We start from the raw sequence: 18,854 nt of genomic DNA on the forward strand, positions 1-18,854 counted from the left end.
TGTTTATCGAAAAGCCACTACTGCACAAACACGTGCATACTCTTTATGTTCTACATTTGCTTTTTGTTCGAATTTAGTAATACCATGTTGGCGGAATCCTTCACTTGCTTTTTTTGCAAATGTGGATGCCTCACAAAAGTTCCCTGCTTTGGAATGGGCAAGGCTTGCTAGGTATTGGATGGAAGCAAAACTTTTGTGTTCACTCATTCCAATCGCTTCTCTAATTTTAATCGCTCGTGTATAATGTCCAGAAGCCAAATCAAACTCCCCCATCCCCTCTTCTTCACTGGCAAGTTTTACAAGTTCGTTGGAGATTGCGGTCAGAGTTTCTTTGTCGTATTGGCTAATGAGGGAATCTAGGTCTTCGTTCATAAAGGAAGACTCTCCAGCAGAAATCGAAGCGGTAAGTGCCAAAACTAGAATGGGTAGAATTACTTTTTTCATATTCCCTCCGAACCAATAGTTCTCTTACAATGATGCAACTATCGTGCCAGGACCAAAAGCCTCCAAAACGCGAGAGAATGGCAAATAGGAGAGTCCACAAAGGGAACTTAGGACCAAAATGCTTAAATTGTACGCACAATGGTGAATTTGAAATAAATTTCCTACGAAATCAATACCTAGGTTCTAAGATTTGTTTTCAGGGTCTTAGGTTTTAAATTTCCGAGAAATTTTACGTAAAACGCGCAACAAAAAAGAGAAACACGTTCCGAACAGAACCTAATGTGAATCTTAGATGGCTTGGGGTTTAGAAAGCGGGATGCATTTCTCCTCTTAAATGTATATTAAAGAGGAGAAATAATGGTTAATAAAATTAAAACTTACTTTAATTCCTCATCGGAGATTTCTAATTCTCTTTGGAGAAAGTCGGTTAGATCCATGGACCTATAGTGATCACGGTCCCCATCACATTGCCTTCCACCGGGAACGGCCAAAGTTCGACCAGCAATGGTAATCGGTTTTAAAAACAAGTTCCCCGTCAAAGGACAGTTAGGTCCTGGAGACAGACCGTTAAAAGCACAGGTGGCTCCCTTAACTACGTCTGCCGGGATCTCTTCTGTGCGTCCATTGGGGTAAAATACTGGGTAAGGACCTTCGTTGTACCAGCGTGAGTAGATTTTTCCCCAAATCGGTGCAGCCACTCCCGCCGCAGTCACTCCCTTTCCAAGGGACAGTGACGATTTATCAAATCCCATCCAAACGATGGATGTGTATTTTGGGTCAAACCCGGCGTACCAAACATTGGTATAAGAAGAGGTGGATCCAGTTTTTCCGCCAGACTCTCCCTTATAATTACCTTTATCAGCCGCACGAAGGGCTTGCGTAGGAGTTCCCCCCATAGCAACACCAATTAACATTTGTTTAATGATGTAAGCCGTAGCTTCGGGAATGATTTGGATGGATCCATTTTTTGCTTCTTCGGCAAGAGTTTCTTGGACTTCCTTTTCTTTATTGTAAACAACAGTTCCACTTTGGTTCAAAACATAACGAACACTAAAAGGAATCACATCCTTTCCCTTGTTTGCAAGAATAGAATAACCAAGTGCCATTTCATAAGGAGTCAGTTCCGCCACACCGAGGGCCAAAGCGGGTCCTGTGGGAAACCGAGCTTTATTTGTTTTGGTTACCTTAGATGCAAAATCAATCACTGAATCGGTTCCCGTTCTCATAAGCACTTGCACAGAAACGATATTTAAAGATAAAGATAGTGCGCGGGAAAGAGGAACCATTCCTCTAAAATCTCCAGAGATGTCTTGGGGCGAATACCCTTCCCCTTCTTCCGTAATCGTTGTGAGAGGAGCATCCATAATTCCTGTTCCAGATCCTACAGCCCTATTTTGAATGGCCGCTGCATAAACAAAGGGTTTGAAGGCAGATCCGGTTTGGCGTCTTGCTTGCATGGCCCGGTTGAACTGATTTTTTGGAGAGAACCTAGAACCACCCACCATCGTTTGGATATAACCCGTTTGGTGGTCGATCGTGACAATAGCACCTTCTACGTGTAAGTTGGAAGAAAATACAAGCGAAGACCTTTGAAATTCTTTCACTGCGGAACTTTCGTTTTCCGAAGGAACAAAGTCAGTGAGAAGTTCCAAGGCTGGTGCCATTTCTTTTTCTAAATGGAGACGAAACACTTGCCTATCATCCAAACTAGTTACGTAAGGAACTCCCACTGGGAATATAGAACCAAATAGATGGTATAAGGAAACAAGACCTCGATCGGCCCGTCCCACATAACGGAAGTTTGCTCCGAATGCATATTTATCTTGTTCAATTAGGCCTTTTCTAAGTTCTTCTTCGGCGATCTCTTGTTTTCTCACATCGATGGTTGTGTACACTCGTAAACCACCCGTATACAGAGCCTCTTCCCCAAGTTCCTTCTCTAAAATTTGCCGCACCCATTCCGTAAAATATGGTGCTCGGTTGAGTTTTGCTCCCCAAGTGGAACGAGAAGGAGATTGTGTGATGACAACAGGCCAATACCGATCCCAAAAATCATCATGGATTTTTTGCACCTGGTCTTTCGGAATGAATCCATTTTTTGCCATAAGACCTAAAACAACCATCTGGGCCTGTTTGGCTTCTTTCGGATTTTTAAATGGGGAATAAGTAACAGGAGCTTTGGGTAACCTTGCAAGCATGGCCGCTTCCGCAATACTTAAGTCTCTTACATCTTTTTGAAAGTAAACATTGGCTGCAGACGAAAGACCTGTTGTCCCATGACCTAAATAAATTAAGTTAAAATAAATTTCTAAAATTTCTTCTTTGGTATACTCTTGTTCAATTTGTAAAGTGAGGAGTGCTTCTAAAAACTTACGACCAAAGGTTTTTTTCCTTTGTTGTAAGATGGTTTTTGCTAACTGTTGGGTAAGAGTGGATCCACCTTGGACAATCCGTCCAGCAAATACGTTTTTGATAGCCGCACGAACAATGGCCAAAAAATCGATCCCGAAGTGGTTGAAAAAGTTATCATCCTCAACAGAAAGAAAGGCATGAATAACATGGGGAGGAATGTCGCTGTATTTTAATAATTCTTGTTTGTGACGGTAAAGTTCTGCAAACAAAACCCCATTCGAATCATAGAGTTTGGTGGGAGTTGTAGGTTGGTAAGATGCCAACTTTTGTAACTCTTTTCCTTTATTTACCTCAGATAGGATATATCCAAAAAAGAAACCACCGAGGAGTGCAATGCTAAAGAAAGTAGTGATAGTGATTCGAAGTGTTTTTTCTTTGTTCATAGTATTATAGGTGGAATCGCAATCCTTCCCTTGCTAAATGAATTTTTAATTTTTTTTCGCCTAACTGCTCTTTGTGAAGTTTGGCATCATTATAAATTTCGTAAATTTTTTCATCGGAGTAACTTGGTTCGTGATGAGTTAAAACCAAGTTCTTTACCTTCCAAGAAGAGGCGCAGTTCACAGACATAGTGTATGCCGTATGGCCCCAATCAAACTTAGAGAAAGATTCGTCTAACGTGTATTGGGTGTCGAGTATGAGTAAATCTGCTTCGGCAAAAAAAGGATGACACTCATGGATTAGGTCCATGTCGGCGCCCGTAAACTCGGCGTCGGTTGCAAAAATAAAGATTTTTCCGGCCCTGTTTGTAAACTTGTAAGCAAAAGACCCACCCGGATGTTTCAGTGGGTAACATTCCACCTTCATTCCTGAGGCAAATTCCAGAACATCCCCTGGAAAAAAAAGTTTGAAGTCCTTAGCAGAACCCGTCCCATCCAAGGAAACCGGAAAGTATTCTGGTTCTTGTTGTTTTTGAAGTCTGGATTCTAAATCCGAATAAGGAGAATAAAAATTCAGTTGAAAATCGGGAAAATAAATGGGTTTGAAGAAAGGAAGGCCTTGGATATGGTCCCAGTGGGTGTGGGTAATAAAAAAAGAGACCGTCTTTTTTAGCTTAGAGGAAAGATAATCCGAGACAAGTTCGTCCCCTAAATTCCGAAGACCCGTTCCCATGTCCAAAATGTAGACTTCTCCCTCGTCGTCTGTGACAGAAACGCAAGTGGTGTCGGATCCTGTGACAAATTTTAGATGGTAAGGAAGATTTTGCCAAAACTCATCCGCCGATACACCAGCCCCCGTTTGCCTGTAGAGGTCCAGAATATCGATAATTTTTTTGCGGTAGTCTTGGTTTCGGAGGGGACTCGCTATGGAGCCGCGGACTCCGTAGAGTTGCACAATCACTTCCTCGATGCTAGGAAATCGACTTTCCTTGTCACTCAAGATTTGCGACCTTGAATTTATGGCCTCTCGTTACCCAGGATATGAACTCCGATTTGGACCTCCCATGGTTCCCGTTGTACGCACTCTCATGATTATCAATGCAATTCTCTTCCTCCTGCAGATGGCAACGAAACTGGCTTTCCATTCTCCGATTATCGAACTGTATTTCGGGCTTACTCCGGAGCTGGTTTTTAATGGTTGGGTCTGGCAACTCTTAAGTTATGCCTTTCTCCACGGAAGTTTTCTTCATATCCTTTTTAATATGCTGAGTCTTTGGATGTTTGGTTCAGAGCTCGCTGAAATTTGGGGAGAACGTGCTTTTTTAAAGTTCTATCTGTTTACCGCATTTCTTGGTGGGATTTGTACCATTGTTGCCCATTTTTTTGGCATCCCCCAGGGACTTGTCGTTGGTGCCAGTGCCAGTATCTATGGCCTACTTGTTGCTTATGCGATGACTTGGCCCAATCGTGAACTTCTAGTTTTTCTCATTTTTCCCATGCGAGCCAAATACTTTGTGATGATTGTGATGCTTATGGTTCTTTTTGCGCAAGGGGAAAGAGTGGCCCATTTCGCTCACTTAGGAGGAGCCATTGGCGGTTTCCTGCTAATGAAAATCTATACTGGTTGGAAAAATACAAAGGCTTCCGTTCCAACTTGGTCTTTATCCCGTTATTTACAGAAACGTAGGTTCAAACGTTACCAAGAAGAAATGGCGAAAAGAGAAAATGCAAAAACGAAAGTAGATGAACTTTTGGAAAAAATTTCCAAAAATGGAATGGAGTCCCTTTCTCGTAGCGAACGAAAATTCCTCAATGATGCTTCGCAGAAATATTTCAACGAGTGAATTCCAAAGTATTTTATTTTCCACAAACTCCCCCCAGATCACCTTACTATAATTTGGCGATTGAGGAGGCTTTGTCTCTCCAACTGGTTTCGCAAAATCTCACTGCCGGAGTCAGGTTTTGGAAAAATCCAGATTCCATTATTCTCGGACTTTCAGAAAATCCTTTTCGTAACATCAAAGAAGAGGTTGTAACCAAATACGAAACAGAAGCCCGCACCAAGGGATTCCAAAAAAAACCAAGACCTAATTTTTGTTATATTGCAAGACGAGCATCTGGTGGAGGAACCGTATTTCATTCCCTCACAGGAAATATCAACTATTCCCTCTATGTAAATTTAAACGAAAGAAAAGAACTCTTTCCCGTGAAAGATTCCTATAATATTTTACTTGGGATTGTTGCAAAATCTTTAGAAAGGCAAAACATCCATTGTTCTCCCAAAGGAAAATCGGATTTGGTTTTAGAAAAAAATGGAATCTTTAAAAAAATTTCCGGCAATGCACAGTTTCGAAAACGCAACTGCATTGTCCAACATGGCACTTTGATTTTGGAAGAAACTCTGATCACACGAGTGGCCGAAGTCCTCCACCACCCTCCAGAAGAACCTGATTACCGCAAAGAAAGAACCCATAAAGACTTTCTCACCTCCCTTCCCGATTTTTTCTCTGAAAGTATTTGGGCAAATGATCTAGTTTCAGAAGTTTTTTCCTATTTAGGGGAACCAAAGCCCGAAGATTTTTCAAAAATTTCCTTCTTTGGCCCGGACTTTTCTACTTTTCGGAAACTCGTCCTCCAGGAATCTGAATCTATTCGTAAGAAGAAATACCAAAATCCAGACTATACACTCCATAGAGAAATTCCCACATGAGTTATTTAGAAAAACAAGATCCTGAAGTTTACGCTGCATTAAAAAAAGAAGACGAACGCCAAGAACATTCCCTCGAAATGATTGCGAGTGAGAACTTTGTTTCACGCCCAGTTCTCGAAGCCTACCACTCGACTCTCACCAATAAATATGCGGAAGGGTATCCTGGGAAACGTTACTACAATGGTTGCGAAAACGCAGACAAAGTAGAAGAACTCGCCATCGAACGTGCCAAAAAAATGTTCGGAGCAGAATACGCAAACGTTCAACCACATAGTGGGGCTCAGGCGAATATGGCAGTATTTCTTGCGACTCTCGAACCAGGAGATAGTTTTCTTGGAATGAATTTGGCACATGGTGGCCACCTAACTCATGGTAGTGCGGTCAATATCAGCGGAAAATATTTTAAACCCATACCTTATGGTGTGGATGAAAAAACAGAAACTATCAATTACGATGAAGTGGCAAAACTTGCCAAAGAACACAAACCAAAACTGATTGTAGTCGGCGCTTCTGCTTATCCAAGAACCATTGATTTTAATAAATTCAGAGAAATTGCAAATGGTATTGGTGCCAAAATTATGGCCGACATTGCACATATCTCTGGTTTGGTGGTTGCGGGCGAACACCCGACTCCGATTGGTGTTTGTGACTTTGTTACCACTACCACTCACAAAACATTACGAGGTCCTAGGGGAGGACTCATTCTTTCCTCTTCTGAACACGAAAAGATTTTAAACTCACGAGTATTCCCTGGAATCCAAGGTGGCCCACTCATGCATGTGATTGCTGCAAAAGCAGTAGCATTCGGTGAGGCACTCAGACCAGATTTCAAAACTTATATCCAACAAGTGGTAAAAAATGCAAAAGTTCTTTCGGAAGTATTCCAAAAACGTGGATTCCGAGTGGTATCTGGTGGAACGGACAACCATATCGTTCTTTTAGATGTGTCTGTCAAAGGACTCACAGGAAAAGACGCAGCGGATGGACTCGATCATATTGGAGTGACCGTAAATAAAAACGCGATTCCTTTTGATAAAAACCCACCGGCGGTTGCTTCCGGAATTCGACTGGGAACACCGGCTCTTACCACTCGTGGGCTAAAAGAAAAAGAAATCGAAGCAGTTGGAAATTTAATCTGCGATTACCTAGATCATTTTGGTGACGCCACTTGGGAATCCAAAGTAAAAGCGGCGGTGAAAGAAATCACTTCCGCTTTCCCTATGAAAAATTTCCGATTGGAAAACTAAGTTTCGCTAAACTGTAAAACCTCTCTCCGTTCCGTAAATTCATCTGAAAGCGGATCGGAGAAACTGCGCTCCACTACTTCTACCGATTCCTTTCCATAAAACACTAAAGTCGAGGCTCGGGTTCCGTAACCGGGAACACGAATCCGTATCGAAGACAAATATTTCTCTTTTTCGAGTCCGATTCCTGTATCGGGGAGAAGTGAGTCCTCTTTTACCAAATCCGAATCACTTAACAATCGAAAAAATTCCGGCGTCACTTCTTTAGTCCAGTCCTGGCCTTTCGCAATAGAATCAAACACCTGTTTGACGCCCAATTTTAATTTTTCTGTTTTGGGCCAGATGGTATTCCAATTGGCATTACTTACGGCATGAAACCCTGGCTCTAAAATCTCGGACTGCAAAGGATCCCCACCAACATAACTGGCAACCTCTCCATCAAAGACAAATAAATTGAAACCTTCATAGTCAGAGGCCGTTTTTAGAACTTCCTCTCGGTATTTCTCAGAGCTCAAATCCTTAGATGATTTTAAAAAATCCAAAACTAGACCACCGCGTGATTTCGGTTTTGGGTGCGGCGGTTTCTTTAGGTTTCGCACATTGGTGAGAAAGGCCAACTTGCCAAGAGAACTCACACCAAGCCAAGTCCCCCCAGCTTTTAAATCCTTTCCCGCAAGAACCTTTGGATTCGATTCCCAAAGGTGAAGTGGCCCCGTAGGTCTTTCAAAAAACTCATCTCTGTTGGAAACAACGACAAGAGGAAATTTGGGATGGATCCTGTATGCGATTACAACTAAACACATGAGAATTCAAATGACCAAAATAGATGGCAAAAGAAAGCGAAAAACCTGGGAAATATTTGGATTGAACGCCAAAAACCATATTAAATCATGAATTGCATTACGATATGAAAGCATTGGAAGCCAAAAAAGCCGTCTCTATTTTCCAGGAATCCGTTCTGGATTGGCATAAAAAAGAAGCCCCCCATCCAAATCCTTATCCTGAAGGAAGTTTGGAGTCCACTCTCTACCAAAAAAACCACATCGATACCATCCAGTGGCATATTGAAGATGAAATTCGTAGGCCAGACATAGCTTTAGAAGATGTTGTGACTCTCAAACGAAAGATCGACAAACTGAACCAAGACAGAACCGATATGGTGGAAAAACTCGACGACTTTGTGATCGAAATGTTTCGTTCCGTCACACCAAAACCGAATGCGCGGCTGAATTCTGAATCGCCCGCTTGGTTACTCGATCGTATGAGTATTTTAGAACTCAAAATTTACCATATGGAAGAACAAGTCGCAAGAAAAGACTCATCTGCTTCCAAAGAACATATCGCTAAATGCCAAGCGAAACTAGATATTCTCCTAGACCAAAGAGAAGATTTGAAAAAATGTTTGGATGAACTTTTTCTCGACTACTCAGAGGGAACAAAACGAGTGAAAGTTTATCGTCAAATGAAGATGTACAATGACCAAAATTTAAATCCGTCTCTGTATAAGAATCAAAAATGATAAACCTTTTAGTGTTACGATTTTCGGCGATGGGGGATGTGGCTTTAATGACACCAGCTCTCATTGCCATTGCAGCTAAATATTCTAACATTCAGCTGACAGTTGTTACCAGAGGAAACTTCGCACCATTTTTCTATAATATTCCTAACCTAAATGTATTAGGAATCAATTTAAAAAAATACAAAGGAATTTTAGGTCTTTGGAGGATGTATCGTGACATCGCCAAACTTGGACCATTCGGTCATGTCATTGACCTACATGGCTCTGTACGTTCTCGTTTCATTGCCTTTTTGTTTCGTAGTCAAGGAGTCGCTTACTCCAAAATCATCAAAGGCCGTCGCGAAAAACTAGCACAAACACGACGTTATAATAAAAAACTAAACCAACTCCCGCACACAGTGGAACGTTATTTAAATGTATTTCGCAAAGCAGGCTTTGATGCACCCATTCGCAAAGGCCCCTGGCTCAATGTCGATGGGGAATCTAAAATGTATGCCAAGGACTTTCTTAAATCCGTAGGGATTGATAAAAAAGAAGGCCAATGGTTTGGATTTGCACCTTTTGCAGGACATGCTCTAAAAGAATGGAGTTTTGAAAAATGCAAACGCCTGGTGGAAGTTTTGCTCGATGAATTTCCAGACTGCAACGTATTCCTGTTTGGCGGAAAAGACGAAGCGAAAGAATTAGAAATCCTTCGTAATGATCAAAAACGAGCTCATATTGTGCAAGGTGGGAATTTAGGAATCCGCGGAGAACTTGGGATTATGGATCGCTTAGATGTGATGATTGGAATGGATAGTTCGAACGTTCACATCGCTGCACTACTCAAAAAACCCGTGATTGGAATTTATGGAACGACCCATCCTCTTTCTGGATTTGGCCCCTTTGCACAAGAAGATTCGGGAGTTTTACAGGTGGATTTACCTTGTAGACCTTGTTCCATTTACGGAAATACAAAATGTTGGCGAGGGGACCATGCTTGTATGGAACTCATTGACCCACTAGACGTTGTTCGTCGAATCCGCCTCATCCAAAATGTAAATACACTTTGGTGATACACTAAACACTCACATCCTATTGAGAAAGGAAAGGAGACTTTATGTTATTCCTAGTGGAAAAGATTACTTCTGTTTCTCCAAATACTTTTAAATGTAAACCTAGTATCACCTCTCCTTTCCTCCATTCCCGATCTTATAGAACCATACCTAAGAGAGTTTTTTTCCTTTCTCTGACACTTTCGATTTTCCTTTCTCTTTTTTCATTCCCATCACAAATCCAGGCAGAAGAGTTTTCTTCGGAGTTTCAACCAGTCATTCTCCCTTCTCCCAACAAAGCCGATTACGAAGAACAAATCAAATGCCAAGAATTGTACTGTAAAAAAATTCCTTACTCAGAGGACGGAAAGTATTTATCTGAAGTTTGGGAAGAACTAGGAAAAAACGGTGGTAAGGTCGTCGTTGATTTTTCAGATTCTCCGCTTTCTCTCAGCGAATCGAAAATGGACGATATCACAGAATACTTACGCGAAATTGCCAAAAGGGATGGCCATGTCAGTTTAGAGCCATTTTATATCGCCACAAGAGGCCTTGGAATTACCGATGTCCCTATTGTTAAGGATCTTTTTGGCCTGAGTTATAATTTATACAAACGAATTCGTTCGGCACTCAAATTTGGTCGCATGGGAAATTACAACGCGAAGGTTCTCTACCATCCCACAACCGGTAAAGTGTTACAGGTATTTTTCTTTCATAAAAATTATGGGAATCTCTGTAACACAGTGTATTCGACCTGTGATCGCATTGAATACATCGATGATGATTTGTTTGACAAACAACTTTCTCTTAGGCTCGGTGATACAAATACAAAAGGAATTGAAGTTCGTTTCAACCAAACTCCCGCCATCCTTCCTCAAATGAAACTAGACATTGGAAATCTTTTGGATACAAATCGTTCGGCAAGACTTTATAAATGGCTGATCATTACTAAAAAAACAGATACTAAAACGGTTACTCGGGAACGGTTTCTTGGTGTGGAGCTTGCGATTAAAGTTTTGGATTATACTTTAAGTGCTTACGAAATTGTAGAAGCGATCCAACTCTATATGCCCGCTCGTACCAAACAGGCCGAAGTGGTTTATGAAGACACAGAAGAAGGTAGAATCCTTAAGTCTGTGACTTTTTATCCAGCACCTGATAAAGATTAGTTTCTAAATTCGATTTTCGAATCTTTACCATCATCACAAAAACAAGGCAAGCAATTCCAGCAGACGCAGGAAATAAAAGAGTCGTTGGATTCCATTCCGCTAAAGCAATGATCGCAAGGAAATTACGAAACAAAAAAATCAGGTAAAATCCAAGGGGTTCAGAGTTGGGAAGAAGATATCCTTTTCGAAAGGTAGGAATAAACCCCAAAATATCAGCGATAGACAAAACAATCACGGCAGCGAGTGGATGGGAAAAATAAAACCAAAATGGCAAACTCGAAAGCGCTAACCCAAAGAAAAACCAATCCGATTTTGTGATATTGATATCGCCACGTTTGCGATAAGCAAAAACGGCCACAAGGATAGTGATGATCCCAGAAACACCGATGGGAATACTTCCGATACCTCCATTTCCAGCCACTTGTGCAAAGAACACGATAAAGGTGGTTGCTCCCCAGATGATCCAAGAGAAAACATGAGGACGAATATTTCCTAAACGAATCCCCTGAATGTAAGGAATGTATGCATAAAAAGTTAAAAGAATAGCGCAGCCCGAAATTACCGAACGCACTTCAACACTGACTAAACTTGTCATTGCATAAAATCAAAAAACAAATCAAAGATATTTTGTTTTTTCACCTTTCCTTTCATTGCTTCAATCACTTTGGAATACACTTCTTCCATTGTATCTACACATTTATCCATATCATGGCCTGAAGCAATTTGAATGGAATTTTTGGAAAACTTGGCATACTCTTCTGGGTTACGAACAATTTCCAAGGCCCCTTGTGCGATTCCTTTGGAATCAAAGGGTTTGGCAATGTATCCATTTTCGCCATGACGAATGAGCTCCGGCAATGCGAAAGAATCCACTCCCACAGCAGGAAGTCCACAAGCAATTGCTTCCAAAACAACAAGTCCTTGAGTTTCCATAGTGGAGGCAGTCAAAAATACATCATACTTCGGATATTCTTCGTGTAACACAGCATTGGGGATAAATCCTTTAAAAGTAACCGCAGTTTGGATTCCTAAATGTTCCGCTTGTCTTTGTAAGGAAGGAATGGCCGGGCCTTCTCCAATGATGGTTAGTGTTGCCTTGGGGTAGTGTTCATGGATAGTTTTAAAAGCATTCAGGACCACGTCACAATTTTTTTCATACGAGATTCGACCCACATGTAAAAACTTCGGTGCGTCCCCACCAGTATAGGTTTTGGGAGTTCCCTGGAACCGTTTTAAATCCATTCCATTGGAAACTACTGTGATGGGACGAGTGATTCCATATTCAATCAGTTGTTCTTTAATCAGGTGGCTTGGTGAGATGACCACATCACAACGGTTATAGATATCATTACAGATCTTTAAGATGATTTTTTTCCGAATATTGAAGTTATCAAATTTTACAATTTTATCCAGTTCATCGATATTTAATTTTTTTTTGAACTTATTGGCTTTGAAAAAAAGTTTATCGAGTTTGAACAAACGATAAAAGGAAACATACATTTCCTGTTCTGCCATCAGTGTATGGTAGGTTCCAATTACGGGAACACCGAATCTCTCTGCAGCGTTCACAGCGTAAAGACCGAGTAGGCCCGGGGTATGGATGTGGATGAGGTCGGGTTTGAAGTCTTCAATGATCCTTTTGATTTTTCCAGGAGAAGGCAAAACCACTTTGATATCGGGGTAACTCGGTAGGTATCCCGAGCGAAATCGTACAACTTGGATGTTGTCCGTCATCCGATCAAAGTCCCCATCACCATATTTGGGAGCACAAATACAAAACTCGTGCCCACGCAAAGCCAAAAGTTCAGAAAAATTCTTAATCGAAACAGCGACTCCGTCGGTTTTTGGCAAAAAAGTATCGGAAAAATATAAGACTCGCAACTGTTACCTCTTTACAAATTGGAGAAAAGCATTAGTCTCATCCAAAGTTATGTTTTACCGAATCTATCGCTTCTTTCTTGCCTTGTCCATCATTTCCTGTGCCCTTTCTGTTTCTCTTAGCCAACTTTTTCTACTCCTTTCTTTTGTTTTTTTCCTCCTTCTCCCAGAAAAACCAAAACTGACAAGTCCTTTGATCAAAATTCTCTTCTTATTTTATCTTTGGCAAATTGTAACCGTATTGTATCATTTCTCCGCTTCCGGTTTTGACATAATTTCCATCAAACATGCGTTTCGTGATGAGATGAAAGATATTTTTCTTGTCGCGGCATTTATCTCAGTCCAAGGAATCAAACCAGCAGATAGAAAATACCTGTATAAAACTTTTTTTATTTTTGCTCTTGTAATCGTGATCACAGGTTTTATCTCCATTTTTTCCATGACGAGACTCTCTCGTTTGATTTCTGATCTTTATAAAACCTCTGCCTCATGGCCTTACCAACACCATTACGGCAAAATTTCAAACATCAACATTTATCTTCCTATAGGTCTTATGAATACCCACCTTACTTTTGGTGGGTTACTAGCATTTATCTTTCCTGGGTTTGTATTTCGATTGTACGATTCTTGGTATAAAAAAGAATCTTTTTCCAAAATCTCCATGAGTGCCATATTACTTTTGTTAGTATCCGTAGTGTTTTTGTTCAACAACGCCAGGTCTTCGCTTCTTGGAGCTTTGGTAAGCACAATCTTTGGTATTTATATCCTGGTATTTATCGACAAAGACATTTCCAAAAAAATGTTAAAACGCATCGGTATCTTTAGTCTTCTTTTTTTAGTAGTAGTTTTTACTGGTTACAAAACAACATCAGCAGTCAAACGGGTAGTCGATCCCTTGTTTGGTGGAGAAAAACATACGGACTCGGGAAGGACGTTTATCTGGGATTCCACCTTTCCGCTTATCGAAAAAAATCCTATTTTTGGGATTGGATCAGGGAACTACCAAAAAGAGATCGAGATCTCAAGAAAAGAAAGGGAAAAAGAAAACAAAGAGCTAAGTTTCTTTTACGAAGTCACTCAACGTGGTCATGCCCATAATGACTACTTCCATTTAACAGCCGTATTTGGTCGACCACAAGGAATTCTCTATCTTCTGTTATTTGGGACCATCCTTTATACACTTTTAAACGGAAACATCCCCAAAAAAATTCGATTTATGACTTATGGTTTAGTCGGTTTTTTCTTTTCCGGACTTTTACAATGTTATTTTCAAGATGATGAAGTTTTGATTGTGTTTTACTTTTTACTTGGGTATCTCAATCTCTATGCCGAATCAGAAAAAAAGACAACCGAACTAAAGATAGAAGGATAAATCAATGGCACCAAAAAAACTCTCCCCCCAAGGCGAATGGTTTGTAGATGTTAATGGAAGAAAAGTAATCTTACGTGGAATTAACTTAGGGGGCGATACCAAAGTTCCTTATCCGAATGGTGGGACCCAATTCCCTAACGATTTTTCAGACCATAAAGAAGTCAGTTTTATTGGCAGACCCTTTCCGCTTTCAGAAGCAGATACCCATTTCACACGACTCAAACAATGGGGGTTTAACGTATTACGTTTATTAACCACTTGGGAGGCTGTCGAACACAAAGGCCCGAATGATTACGACGAAGCCTATTTGGATTATTTTACAGAAATCGTTCGATTGGCTGGAGAATACGGATTTTATGTTTTTGTTGATTTCCACCAAGACGTTTGGTCACGGATGACTGGTGGTGACGGAGCTCCAGGATGGATATTTGAAAAACTAGGAATCGATTATCGCAAACTTTCGGAAGCTGATGCAGCCATAGTCATGCAAAGGACATATGACTACACAAGACCAGGCATTCGTCAGGAAGAGAACTATCCAACAATGTGTTGGTCGCAGAACTATCGTTATGCTGGTAATGCCATCCTTTGGACTTTGTTTTTTGGCGGAAAGGACTTTGCACCGAATTTCCTTATCGATGGCAAAAACGTTCAGGATTATTTACAAGATCACTACTTAGGTTGTATGAAACAAATTGCCGAACGAGTGAAAGGTTTCGATTTTGTTTTGGGATTTGATTCTCTCAATGAACCAGGCAAAGGATTTATCGGTCGAGCCATGAACGATCGTGGCCTCAAGAACACTGACGAAGATCCCGCCAAACCAGGACTAGGTTGGTCACCTATTGATGCCCTTTTTTCATCTCATGGACATGCGATTGATTTACCCTACCTCACTCTCAAAGTATGGAAGGGAGGATTTGTTCCTACAAAAACTGTCACCGTCAACAAAAACAAAGTATCCATTTGGTTACCTGAATCTCCAGGTGATCCCTTCCAATTGGAAGGAGCTTATACCATCACAAAAGACGGAACCCCCTTCATTGAACGGAATGATTTTTTTCAAAACATCAAAGGAAAAACCATCGACTTCGATAGAGACTACTTAATCCCTTTTATGCGAACCGTAGGCGAAACCATCCAAAACATTCGAAAGGATTGGATGGTTTTTATTGAAAGGGAAGCCTCTGATGCATTCACCCACCCTCACTTAAATGGAGAGGCGCCAAAGCTGGCAGTGAATGCTGCCCATTGGTATGATATCCTAACCCTCCTATTCAAAACCTTTCTCTATCCAATCGCCATCGATACTCTCACCAAACGGCCAGTATTCGGTAAGTCTGGAATCGAAGCAATGTATGTGCGCCAACTCACGCGCATTAAAAACACTGCCGACTCCGTTCCAGGAAAAATTCCAAGCCTTATCGGTGAGTTTGGAATCCCTTTTGACCTACAAGGAGGGAAGGCATACAAAGAATGGAAAAAAGGCAACCGCTCTCCAAAAATTTGGAAACGGCATGTGATGGCCCTTGATGCGATGTACAATGCGATGGACCATTTATTTCTTTCCAACACTCTATGGAACTACACTGCTTCGAACGAAAATGATTTGATGGTGGGAGATGGTTGGAACCAAGAAGATCTCAGCATTTTTTCAAAAGACCAAATCATTCCTGGTTCCGATCCCGATGTGTATGGAGGTGGCGGCCGCGCCATCGAAGGGTTTTGCAGGCCTTATGCTGCTTTTACCCAAGGAACTCCTATCAAAATGACATACAACCTAGATAACCGTGAATTCCATTTTGAATGGTTATCGGATCTTGCTATCACAGAGCCTTGTATCATCAAAGTTCCAAGGTTCGTATATCCAAATGGCGTACAAATTGTACTCTCCAATGCAGAAAAAATTTCGGAAAAGGAAGGGGAACTTACAGTCAAAGGGAATGGGGGGAAAGCGAGCCTCATCCTAAAACCACTATGATTGATTTGGAATCCTTACTGCAAAAATACCCCTGGGAAGATCGCTGGAAAACACTCGCAACTCCCATGGATTCTCTGTGGGAGTTTGATCTCCCTGTGACTCGGGAAGAAATTTGGCCCCACTTGATCGATACCTCCGATCTCAACCATAGGATTGGTATGCCCAGATTTGACTATCAGGAACAAAACGGAAAACTGATGGGAAAAACTAGACAAGTTGGTTTCCAATTAGAATGGGAAGAAGTTCCTTGGGAGTGGGAGTATCTCAAAGAAATTGGGAATGCCCGTATTTACAAAAAAGGATTTGGTCACTACGTCCGCAGCAGAATCATCTTAGAAACATTAGGTGAATCAAGAAGCAAAGTATACATATACTTCGGATGGATTCCTCGAAATTTTTTTATGCGTAAACTATTGCAGTTTGCAATGCCCAAATTAGAAATTTCCTTTCGCAAAGCACTGAGCGAGATAGCCGAAGAAATCAAACACAAAAAACCAAGACTAACTTTGGTTCCTGGAAAAGAATTTTCTTTTGTACCAGAAGCACAATGGATCCATCCAGAAAAGTTGGACAAAGAAACCCAAAACCTGATAGACAAAGGTATTTCTAAAGAGGCCGTTGGTTCTGTTTTCCAATGGATCAAAACTGCATCCGATAATGAACTCGACAGAATCCGCATAAAGGAAGTTAGCCGAAAATTAAACCTAGATCCCGACGAAGTTTTATTTTTATTTTTACAAGGATGTCGTTTGGGGATCTTTACACTCAGCTGGGACATTGTTTGCCCCCATTGCCGTGGCGTTCGAACAAGTCTCACTCGCCTAAGTGATTTACCATCCAAAGACGAATGTGAGGTTTGCGAAATTGATTTTGATACCACTGGTGTTAATTCCATCGAAGTCACCTTTCACCTCCACCCAAGTATCCGAATCATAGAAAAACAATTTTATTGTGCAGCAGAACCCGCCACCAAACAACACATCCTACTCACCAAAACAATACCCGCTAGAAAATCCTATTCTGCCAGTTTACTGGTTGGATCAGGAGTTTTTCGCCTACGAAAAAAAGGGGATAAAAAATATCGTCTAGTAGATATAAAACCCACTTACCAACAAACAGATATTTTGTGGTTACCGGAAACCAAAGAAGAAGAAATCAAGGTTTCACCAAAACCAAACTTAGTTTTTGAAAACGAATCCGATTCCGATGTTACCATTATCCTAGAAGAAAGAAGCGAAGACCAAACAAGCCTTAGACCCTCTGAGATTTTTAACTACCAAGAATTTCGGGATCTTTTTTCCGAGGAAGCCATTGCCACCAATTTACAGCTAGACATCGGGATCAAAACCATCCTATTTACAGACATAGTTGGTTCGACGAAGTTCTATGAAACGGAAGGGGACCACGGCGCTTTTTTGCAAGTGCGAGAACACTTTATCAAAACCAACCAAATCATCCAAAACTTTAGAGGAGTGGTTGTGAAAACCATAGGTGATGCGGTGATGGCGAGTTTTTCAAGCCCCTTACAAGCATTAAAAGCTGCCAAGGAAATGCAGGAATGGTTTCACCCCGAAAACCAACATACGCCCGTTAGGATACGAATTTCCATCCATACAGGCAACTGCCTGGCTGTAAATCTTAACAGTAACATTGACTACTTTGGGAACACAGTCAACTATACCGCAAAAATTCAATCTGTAACCAACTCCGGAGAAGTTTCCTTTAGCGAAACTATCTTCCGTGACCGCGACGTCCGAGAATACCTACGCTCCGAATCCATCAAACTTCACAAAACCGAATTCCCTCTCCCTTGGGCCGACCGGACTGATTTTGTTTACGTTTGGAAGGTATGAAGTTCTCTATTTCCCACTCCTGCCAGCGGAACATCCTATTCCGACTGGCGAGCTACGGCCATCCCTGGCCTCGCCTCCGTGGGAAACAGGGAACTTTGGATAAGAGAAGAGAAGTTTATAGGGATTAGTTGGTGGAGTGGCTGGGGCGCCTCGCAAACGTTTGGTGGAAGCTACATTAATTGTTCAAGCGACCGCGCTTTACGCTGCAATCGCTGGTGCGGGGTTTATTTAGGAGGCGGAGGGACGAGATATAACTCAAATCCGTTTTCAATTTGTGGTTTAACGGGATCTTCAAGAACTATCGAAAGAAATTTTCTTTTTTCTGTATCATCATAATGATCATAAAAGCGGTTCCCAATAGTGAGAAATAATCGGTGTTCGTTATCATCTCTATAATAACGAACATTGCAATTAATATATTCAATAGCGAAGTTTAATTTTTCACATTTGTCGTATTCACAAAACTGCTCATATATCCAGCTCTCATTTTTTTTATAAATTCTACCTTTTCCGATTTTTTCATACTCGACTCTTTTTCTCAAAGGCCCTCCTTCCAAAACGGTTATCGTACCTAGCTTATTAATGTAGTAATTTAAAGTTGCCTCTTGAAAGTTGGGACTTGTCCATTTTGTATTTTTTAAGACTTGGTCTATCCGTGAAAATTTTGAATTTTGCAGAATATTGAAGCAAAGCATGTCTTCTTTTTTAGTTATACATTGGCTCTTCTCCTTTATATTTCTATCTATTTGAGTTGAATAACAACCCTCTTCTAAATCTGAATAAAATGGGTCCTCATCTTCCGACATAATTTCTTGCTTTTTGCAGAGAGTAAGATTAAAAAGTATTAACATTAAAAAT

At 41.0% G+C, this 18,854-nt stretch carries 16 protein-coding genes; 9 read left to right on the top strand and 7 right to left on the bottom strand.

Features of this window, described 5'->3' with window-relative positions:
* Positions 1 to 3: 3 nt before the first annotated feature.
* The 3 genes from LEP1GSC199_RS18140 to LEP1GSC199_RS18150 form a co-directional block, all read right to left on the bottom strand.
* Positions 4 to 444 carry a tetratricopeptide repeat protein gene (locus LEP1GSC199_RS18140; RefSeq protein WP_002989633.1) on the bottom strand — a complete coding sequence of 147 codons (441 nt, stop codon included), beginning with the start codon at positions 442 to 444 and terminating at the stop codon, positions 4 to 6.
* Positions 445 to 821: 377 nt separating this feature from the next.
* Positions 822 to 3,239, bottom strand: coding sequence for a penicillin-binding protein 1A (locus LEP1GSC199_RS18145; RefSeq protein ID WP_002989291.1), 2,418 nt, complete (start codon positions 3,237 to 3,239; stop codon positions 822 to 824).
* A 4-nt stretch (positions 3,240 to 3,243) separates the two neighbouring features.
* On the bottom strand, positions 3,244 to 4,197 hold the full coding sequence (locus tag LEP1GSC199_RS18150) for an MBL fold metallo-hydrolase (RefSeq protein ID WP_039927360.1): 954 nt from the start codon (positions 4,195 to 4,197) through the stop codon (positions 3,244 to 3,246).
* 58 nt (positions 4,198 to 4,255) lie between these two features.
* Here LEP1GSC199_RS18150 and LEP1GSC199_RS18155 point away from each other — a divergent pair, with 58 nt between their 5' ends.
* Genes LEP1GSC199_RS18155 through glyA form a run of 3 tightly spaced genes read left to right on the top strand, consistent with a single transcriptional unit; the run spans position 4,256 to position 7,193 of the window.
* Complete coding sequence (locus LEP1GSC199_RS18155; RefSeq protein ID WP_002989534.1) at positions 4,256 to 5,080, top strand: rhomboid family intramembrane serine protease; 825 nt, start codon at positions 4,256 to 4,258, stop codon at positions 5,078 to 5,080.
* On the top strand, positions 5,077 to 5,946 hold the full coding sequence (locus LEP1GSC199_RS18160; RefSeq protein WP_002989367.1) for a lipoate--protein ligase family protein: 870 nt from the start codon (positions 5,077 to 5,079) through the stop codon (positions 5,944 to 5,946). Before LEP1GSC199_RS18155 ends, LEP1GSC199_RS18160 begins: the two co-directional genes overlap by 4 nt.
* A complete protein-coding gene (gene glyA, locus LEP1GSC199_RS18165) occupies positions 5,943 to 7,193 on the top strand; it encodes a serine hydroxymethyltransferase (protein ID WP_002989432.1) in 1,251 nt (416 codons plus the stop codon). The genes LEP1GSC199_RS18160 and glyA overlap by 4 nt, the downstream gene beginning before the upstream one ends.
* On the opposite strand, the gene LEP1GSC199_RS18170 is transcribed toward glyA, so the two are convergent.
* Entirely contained in the window at positions 7,190 to 7,993 is an 804-nt protein-coding gene (locus LEP1GSC199_RS18170; protein WP_002989174.1) for an NRDE family protein, read from the bottom strand. The two genes, glyA and LEP1GSC199_RS18170, sit on opposite strands and share 4 nt — an antisense overlap.
* 104 nt (positions 7,994 to 8,097) lie before the next feature.
* Between LEP1GSC199_RS18170 and LEP1GSC199_RS18175 the strand changes: the two genes are divergently transcribed.
* The 3 genes from LEP1GSC199_RS18175 to LEP1GSC199_RS18185 are packed head-to-tail and all read left to right on the top strand — an operon-like array spanning position 8,098 to position 10,912.
* Positions 8,098 to 8,709, top strand: a complete 612-nt coding sequence (locus LEP1GSC199_RS18175) for a DUF4254 domain-containing protein (protein WP_002989341.1) — start codon at positions 8,098 to 8,100, stop codon at positions 8,707 to 8,709.
* A complete protein-coding gene (locus tag LEP1GSC199_RS18180) occupies positions 8,709 to 9,764 on the top strand; it encodes a glycosyltransferase family 9 protein (RefSeq protein ID WP_332307948.1) in 1,056 nt (351 codons plus the stop codon). The genes LEP1GSC199_RS18175 and LEP1GSC199_RS18180 overlap by 1 nt, the downstream gene beginning before the upstream one ends.
* A 44-nt stretch (positions 9,765 to 9,808) precedes the next feature.
* The gene (locus LEP1GSC199_RS18185) at positions 9,809 to 10,912 is read left to right on the top strand and encodes a hypothetical protein (protein WP_002989262.1); all 1,104 of its coding nucleotides are present in this window, start codon (positions 9,809 to 9,811) and stop codon (positions 10,910 to 10,912) included.
* Here LEP1GSC199_RS18185 and LEP1GSC199_RS18190 read toward each other — a convergent pair.
* Positions 10,872 to 11,507: a hypothetical protein gene (locus LEP1GSC199_RS18190; protein WP_002989297.1), complete on the bottom strand. Its 636-nt coding sequence runs from the start codon at positions 11,505 to 11,507 to the stop codon at positions 10,872 to 10,874. The genes LEP1GSC199_RS18185 and LEP1GSC199_RS18190 overlap by 41 nt on opposite strands.
* Positions 11,504 to 12,793 carry a glycosyltransferase gene (locus LEP1GSC199_RS18195; protein WP_002989396.1) on the bottom strand — a complete coding sequence of 430 codons (1,290 nt, stop codon included), beginning with the start codon at positions 12,791 to 12,793 and terminating at the stop codon, positions 11,504 to 11,506. The genes LEP1GSC199_RS18190 and LEP1GSC199_RS18195 overlap by 4 nt, the downstream gene beginning before the upstream one ends.
* A 49-nt stretch (positions 12,794 to 12,842) precedes the next feature.
* Between LEP1GSC199_RS18195 and LEP1GSC199_RS18200 the strand changes: the two genes are divergently transcribed.
* From LEP1GSC199_RS18200 to LEP1GSC199_RS18210, 3 genes are read left to right on the top strand one after another with little or no spacing between them, the layout of a single operon-like run.
* Positions 12,843 to 14,162, top strand: a complete 1,320-nt coding sequence (locus tag LEP1GSC199_RS18200; protein WP_002989234.1) for an O-antigen ligase family protein — start codon at positions 12,843 to 12,845, stop codon at positions 14,160 to 14,162.
* A 4-nt stretch (positions 14,163 to 14,166) separates the two neighbouring features.
* Entirely contained in the window at positions 14,167 to 16,143 is a 1,977-nt protein-coding gene (locus LEP1GSC199_RS18205; protein ID WP_002989537.1) for a glycoside hydrolase family 5 protein, read from the top strand.
* Complete coding sequence (locus tag LEP1GSC199_RS18210; protein WP_002989459.1) at positions 16,140 to 17,996, top strand: adenylate/guanylate cyclase domain-containing protein; 1,857 nt, start codon at positions 16,140 to 16,142, stop codon at positions 17,994 to 17,996. Before LEP1GSC199_RS18205 ends, LEP1GSC199_RS18210 begins: the two co-directional genes overlap by 4 nt.
* A gap of 224 nt (positions 17,997 to 18,220) precedes the next feature.
* On the opposite strand, the gene LEP1GSC199_RS18215 is transcribed toward LEP1GSC199_RS18210, so the two are convergent.
* On the bottom strand, positions 18,221 to 18,847 hold the full coding sequence (locus LEP1GSC199_RS18215; RefSeq protein ID WP_002989562.1) for a hypothetical protein: 627 nt from the start codon (positions 18,845 to 18,847) through the stop codon (positions 18,221 to 18,223).
* Positions 18,848 to 18,854 lie beyond the last annotated feature (7 nt).

Origin of the sequence: Leptospira vanthielii serovar Holland str. Waz Holland = ATCC 700522 (assembly GCF_000332455.1) — a bacterium.
Classification (GTDB): domain Bacteria; phylum Spirochaetota; class Leptospiria; order Leptospirales; family Leptospiraceae; genus Leptospira_A; species Leptospira_A vanthielii.

Bases quoted from the DNA above. Each gene is read 5' to 3' on its own strand.
- LEP1GSC199_RS18210 (WP_002989459.1), top strand. From the start codon at position 16,140: ATGATTGATTTGGAATCCTTACTGCAAAAATACCCCTGGGAAGATCGC.
- LEP1GSC199_RS18200 (WP_002989234.1), top strand. From the start codon at position 12,843: ATGTTTTACCGAATCTATCGCTTCTTTCTTGCCTTGTCCATCATTTCC.
- LEP1GSC199_RS18145 (WP_002989291.1), bottom strand. From the start codon at position 3,239: ATGAACAAAGAAAAAACACTTCGAATCACTATCACTACTTTCTTTAGC.
- glyA (WP_002989432.1), top strand. From the start codon at position 5,943: ATGAGTTATTTAGAAAAACAAGATCCTGAAGTTTACGCTGCATTAAAA.
- LEP1GSC199_RS18155 (WP_002989534.1), top strand. From the start codon at position 4,256: ATGGCCTCTCGTTACCCAGGATATGAACTCCGATTTGGACCTCCCATG.
- LEP1GSC199_RS18170 (WP_002989174.1), bottom strand. From the start codon at position 7,993: ATGTGTTTAGTTGTAATCGCATACAGGATCCATCCCAAATTTCCTCTT.
- LEP1GSC199_RS18140 (WP_002989633.1), bottom strand. From the start codon at position 444: ATGAAAAAAGTAATTCTACCCATTCTAGTTTTGGCACTTACCGCTTCG.
- LEP1GSC199_RS18175 (WP_002989341.1), top strand. From the start codon at position 8,098: ATGAAAGCATTGGAAGCCAAAAAAGCCGTCTCTATTTTCCAGGAATCC.
- LEP1GSC199_RS18215 (WP_002989562.1), bottom strand. From the start codon at position 18,847: ATGTTAATACTTTTTAATCTTACTCTCTGCAAAAAGCAAGAAATTATG.
- LEP1GSC199_RS18190 (WP_002989297.1), bottom strand. From the start codon at position 11,507: ATGACAAGTTTAGTCAGTGTTGAAGTGCGTTCGGTAATTTCGGGCTGC.
- LEP1GSC199_RS18205 (WP_002989537.1), top strand. From the start codon at position 14,167: ATGGCACCAAAAAAACTCTCCCCCCAAGGCGAATGGTTTGTAGATGTT.
- LEP1GSC199_RS18185 (WP_002989262.1), top strand. From the start codon at position 9,809: ATGTTATTCCTAGTGGAAAAGATTACTTCTGTTTCTCCAAATACTTTT.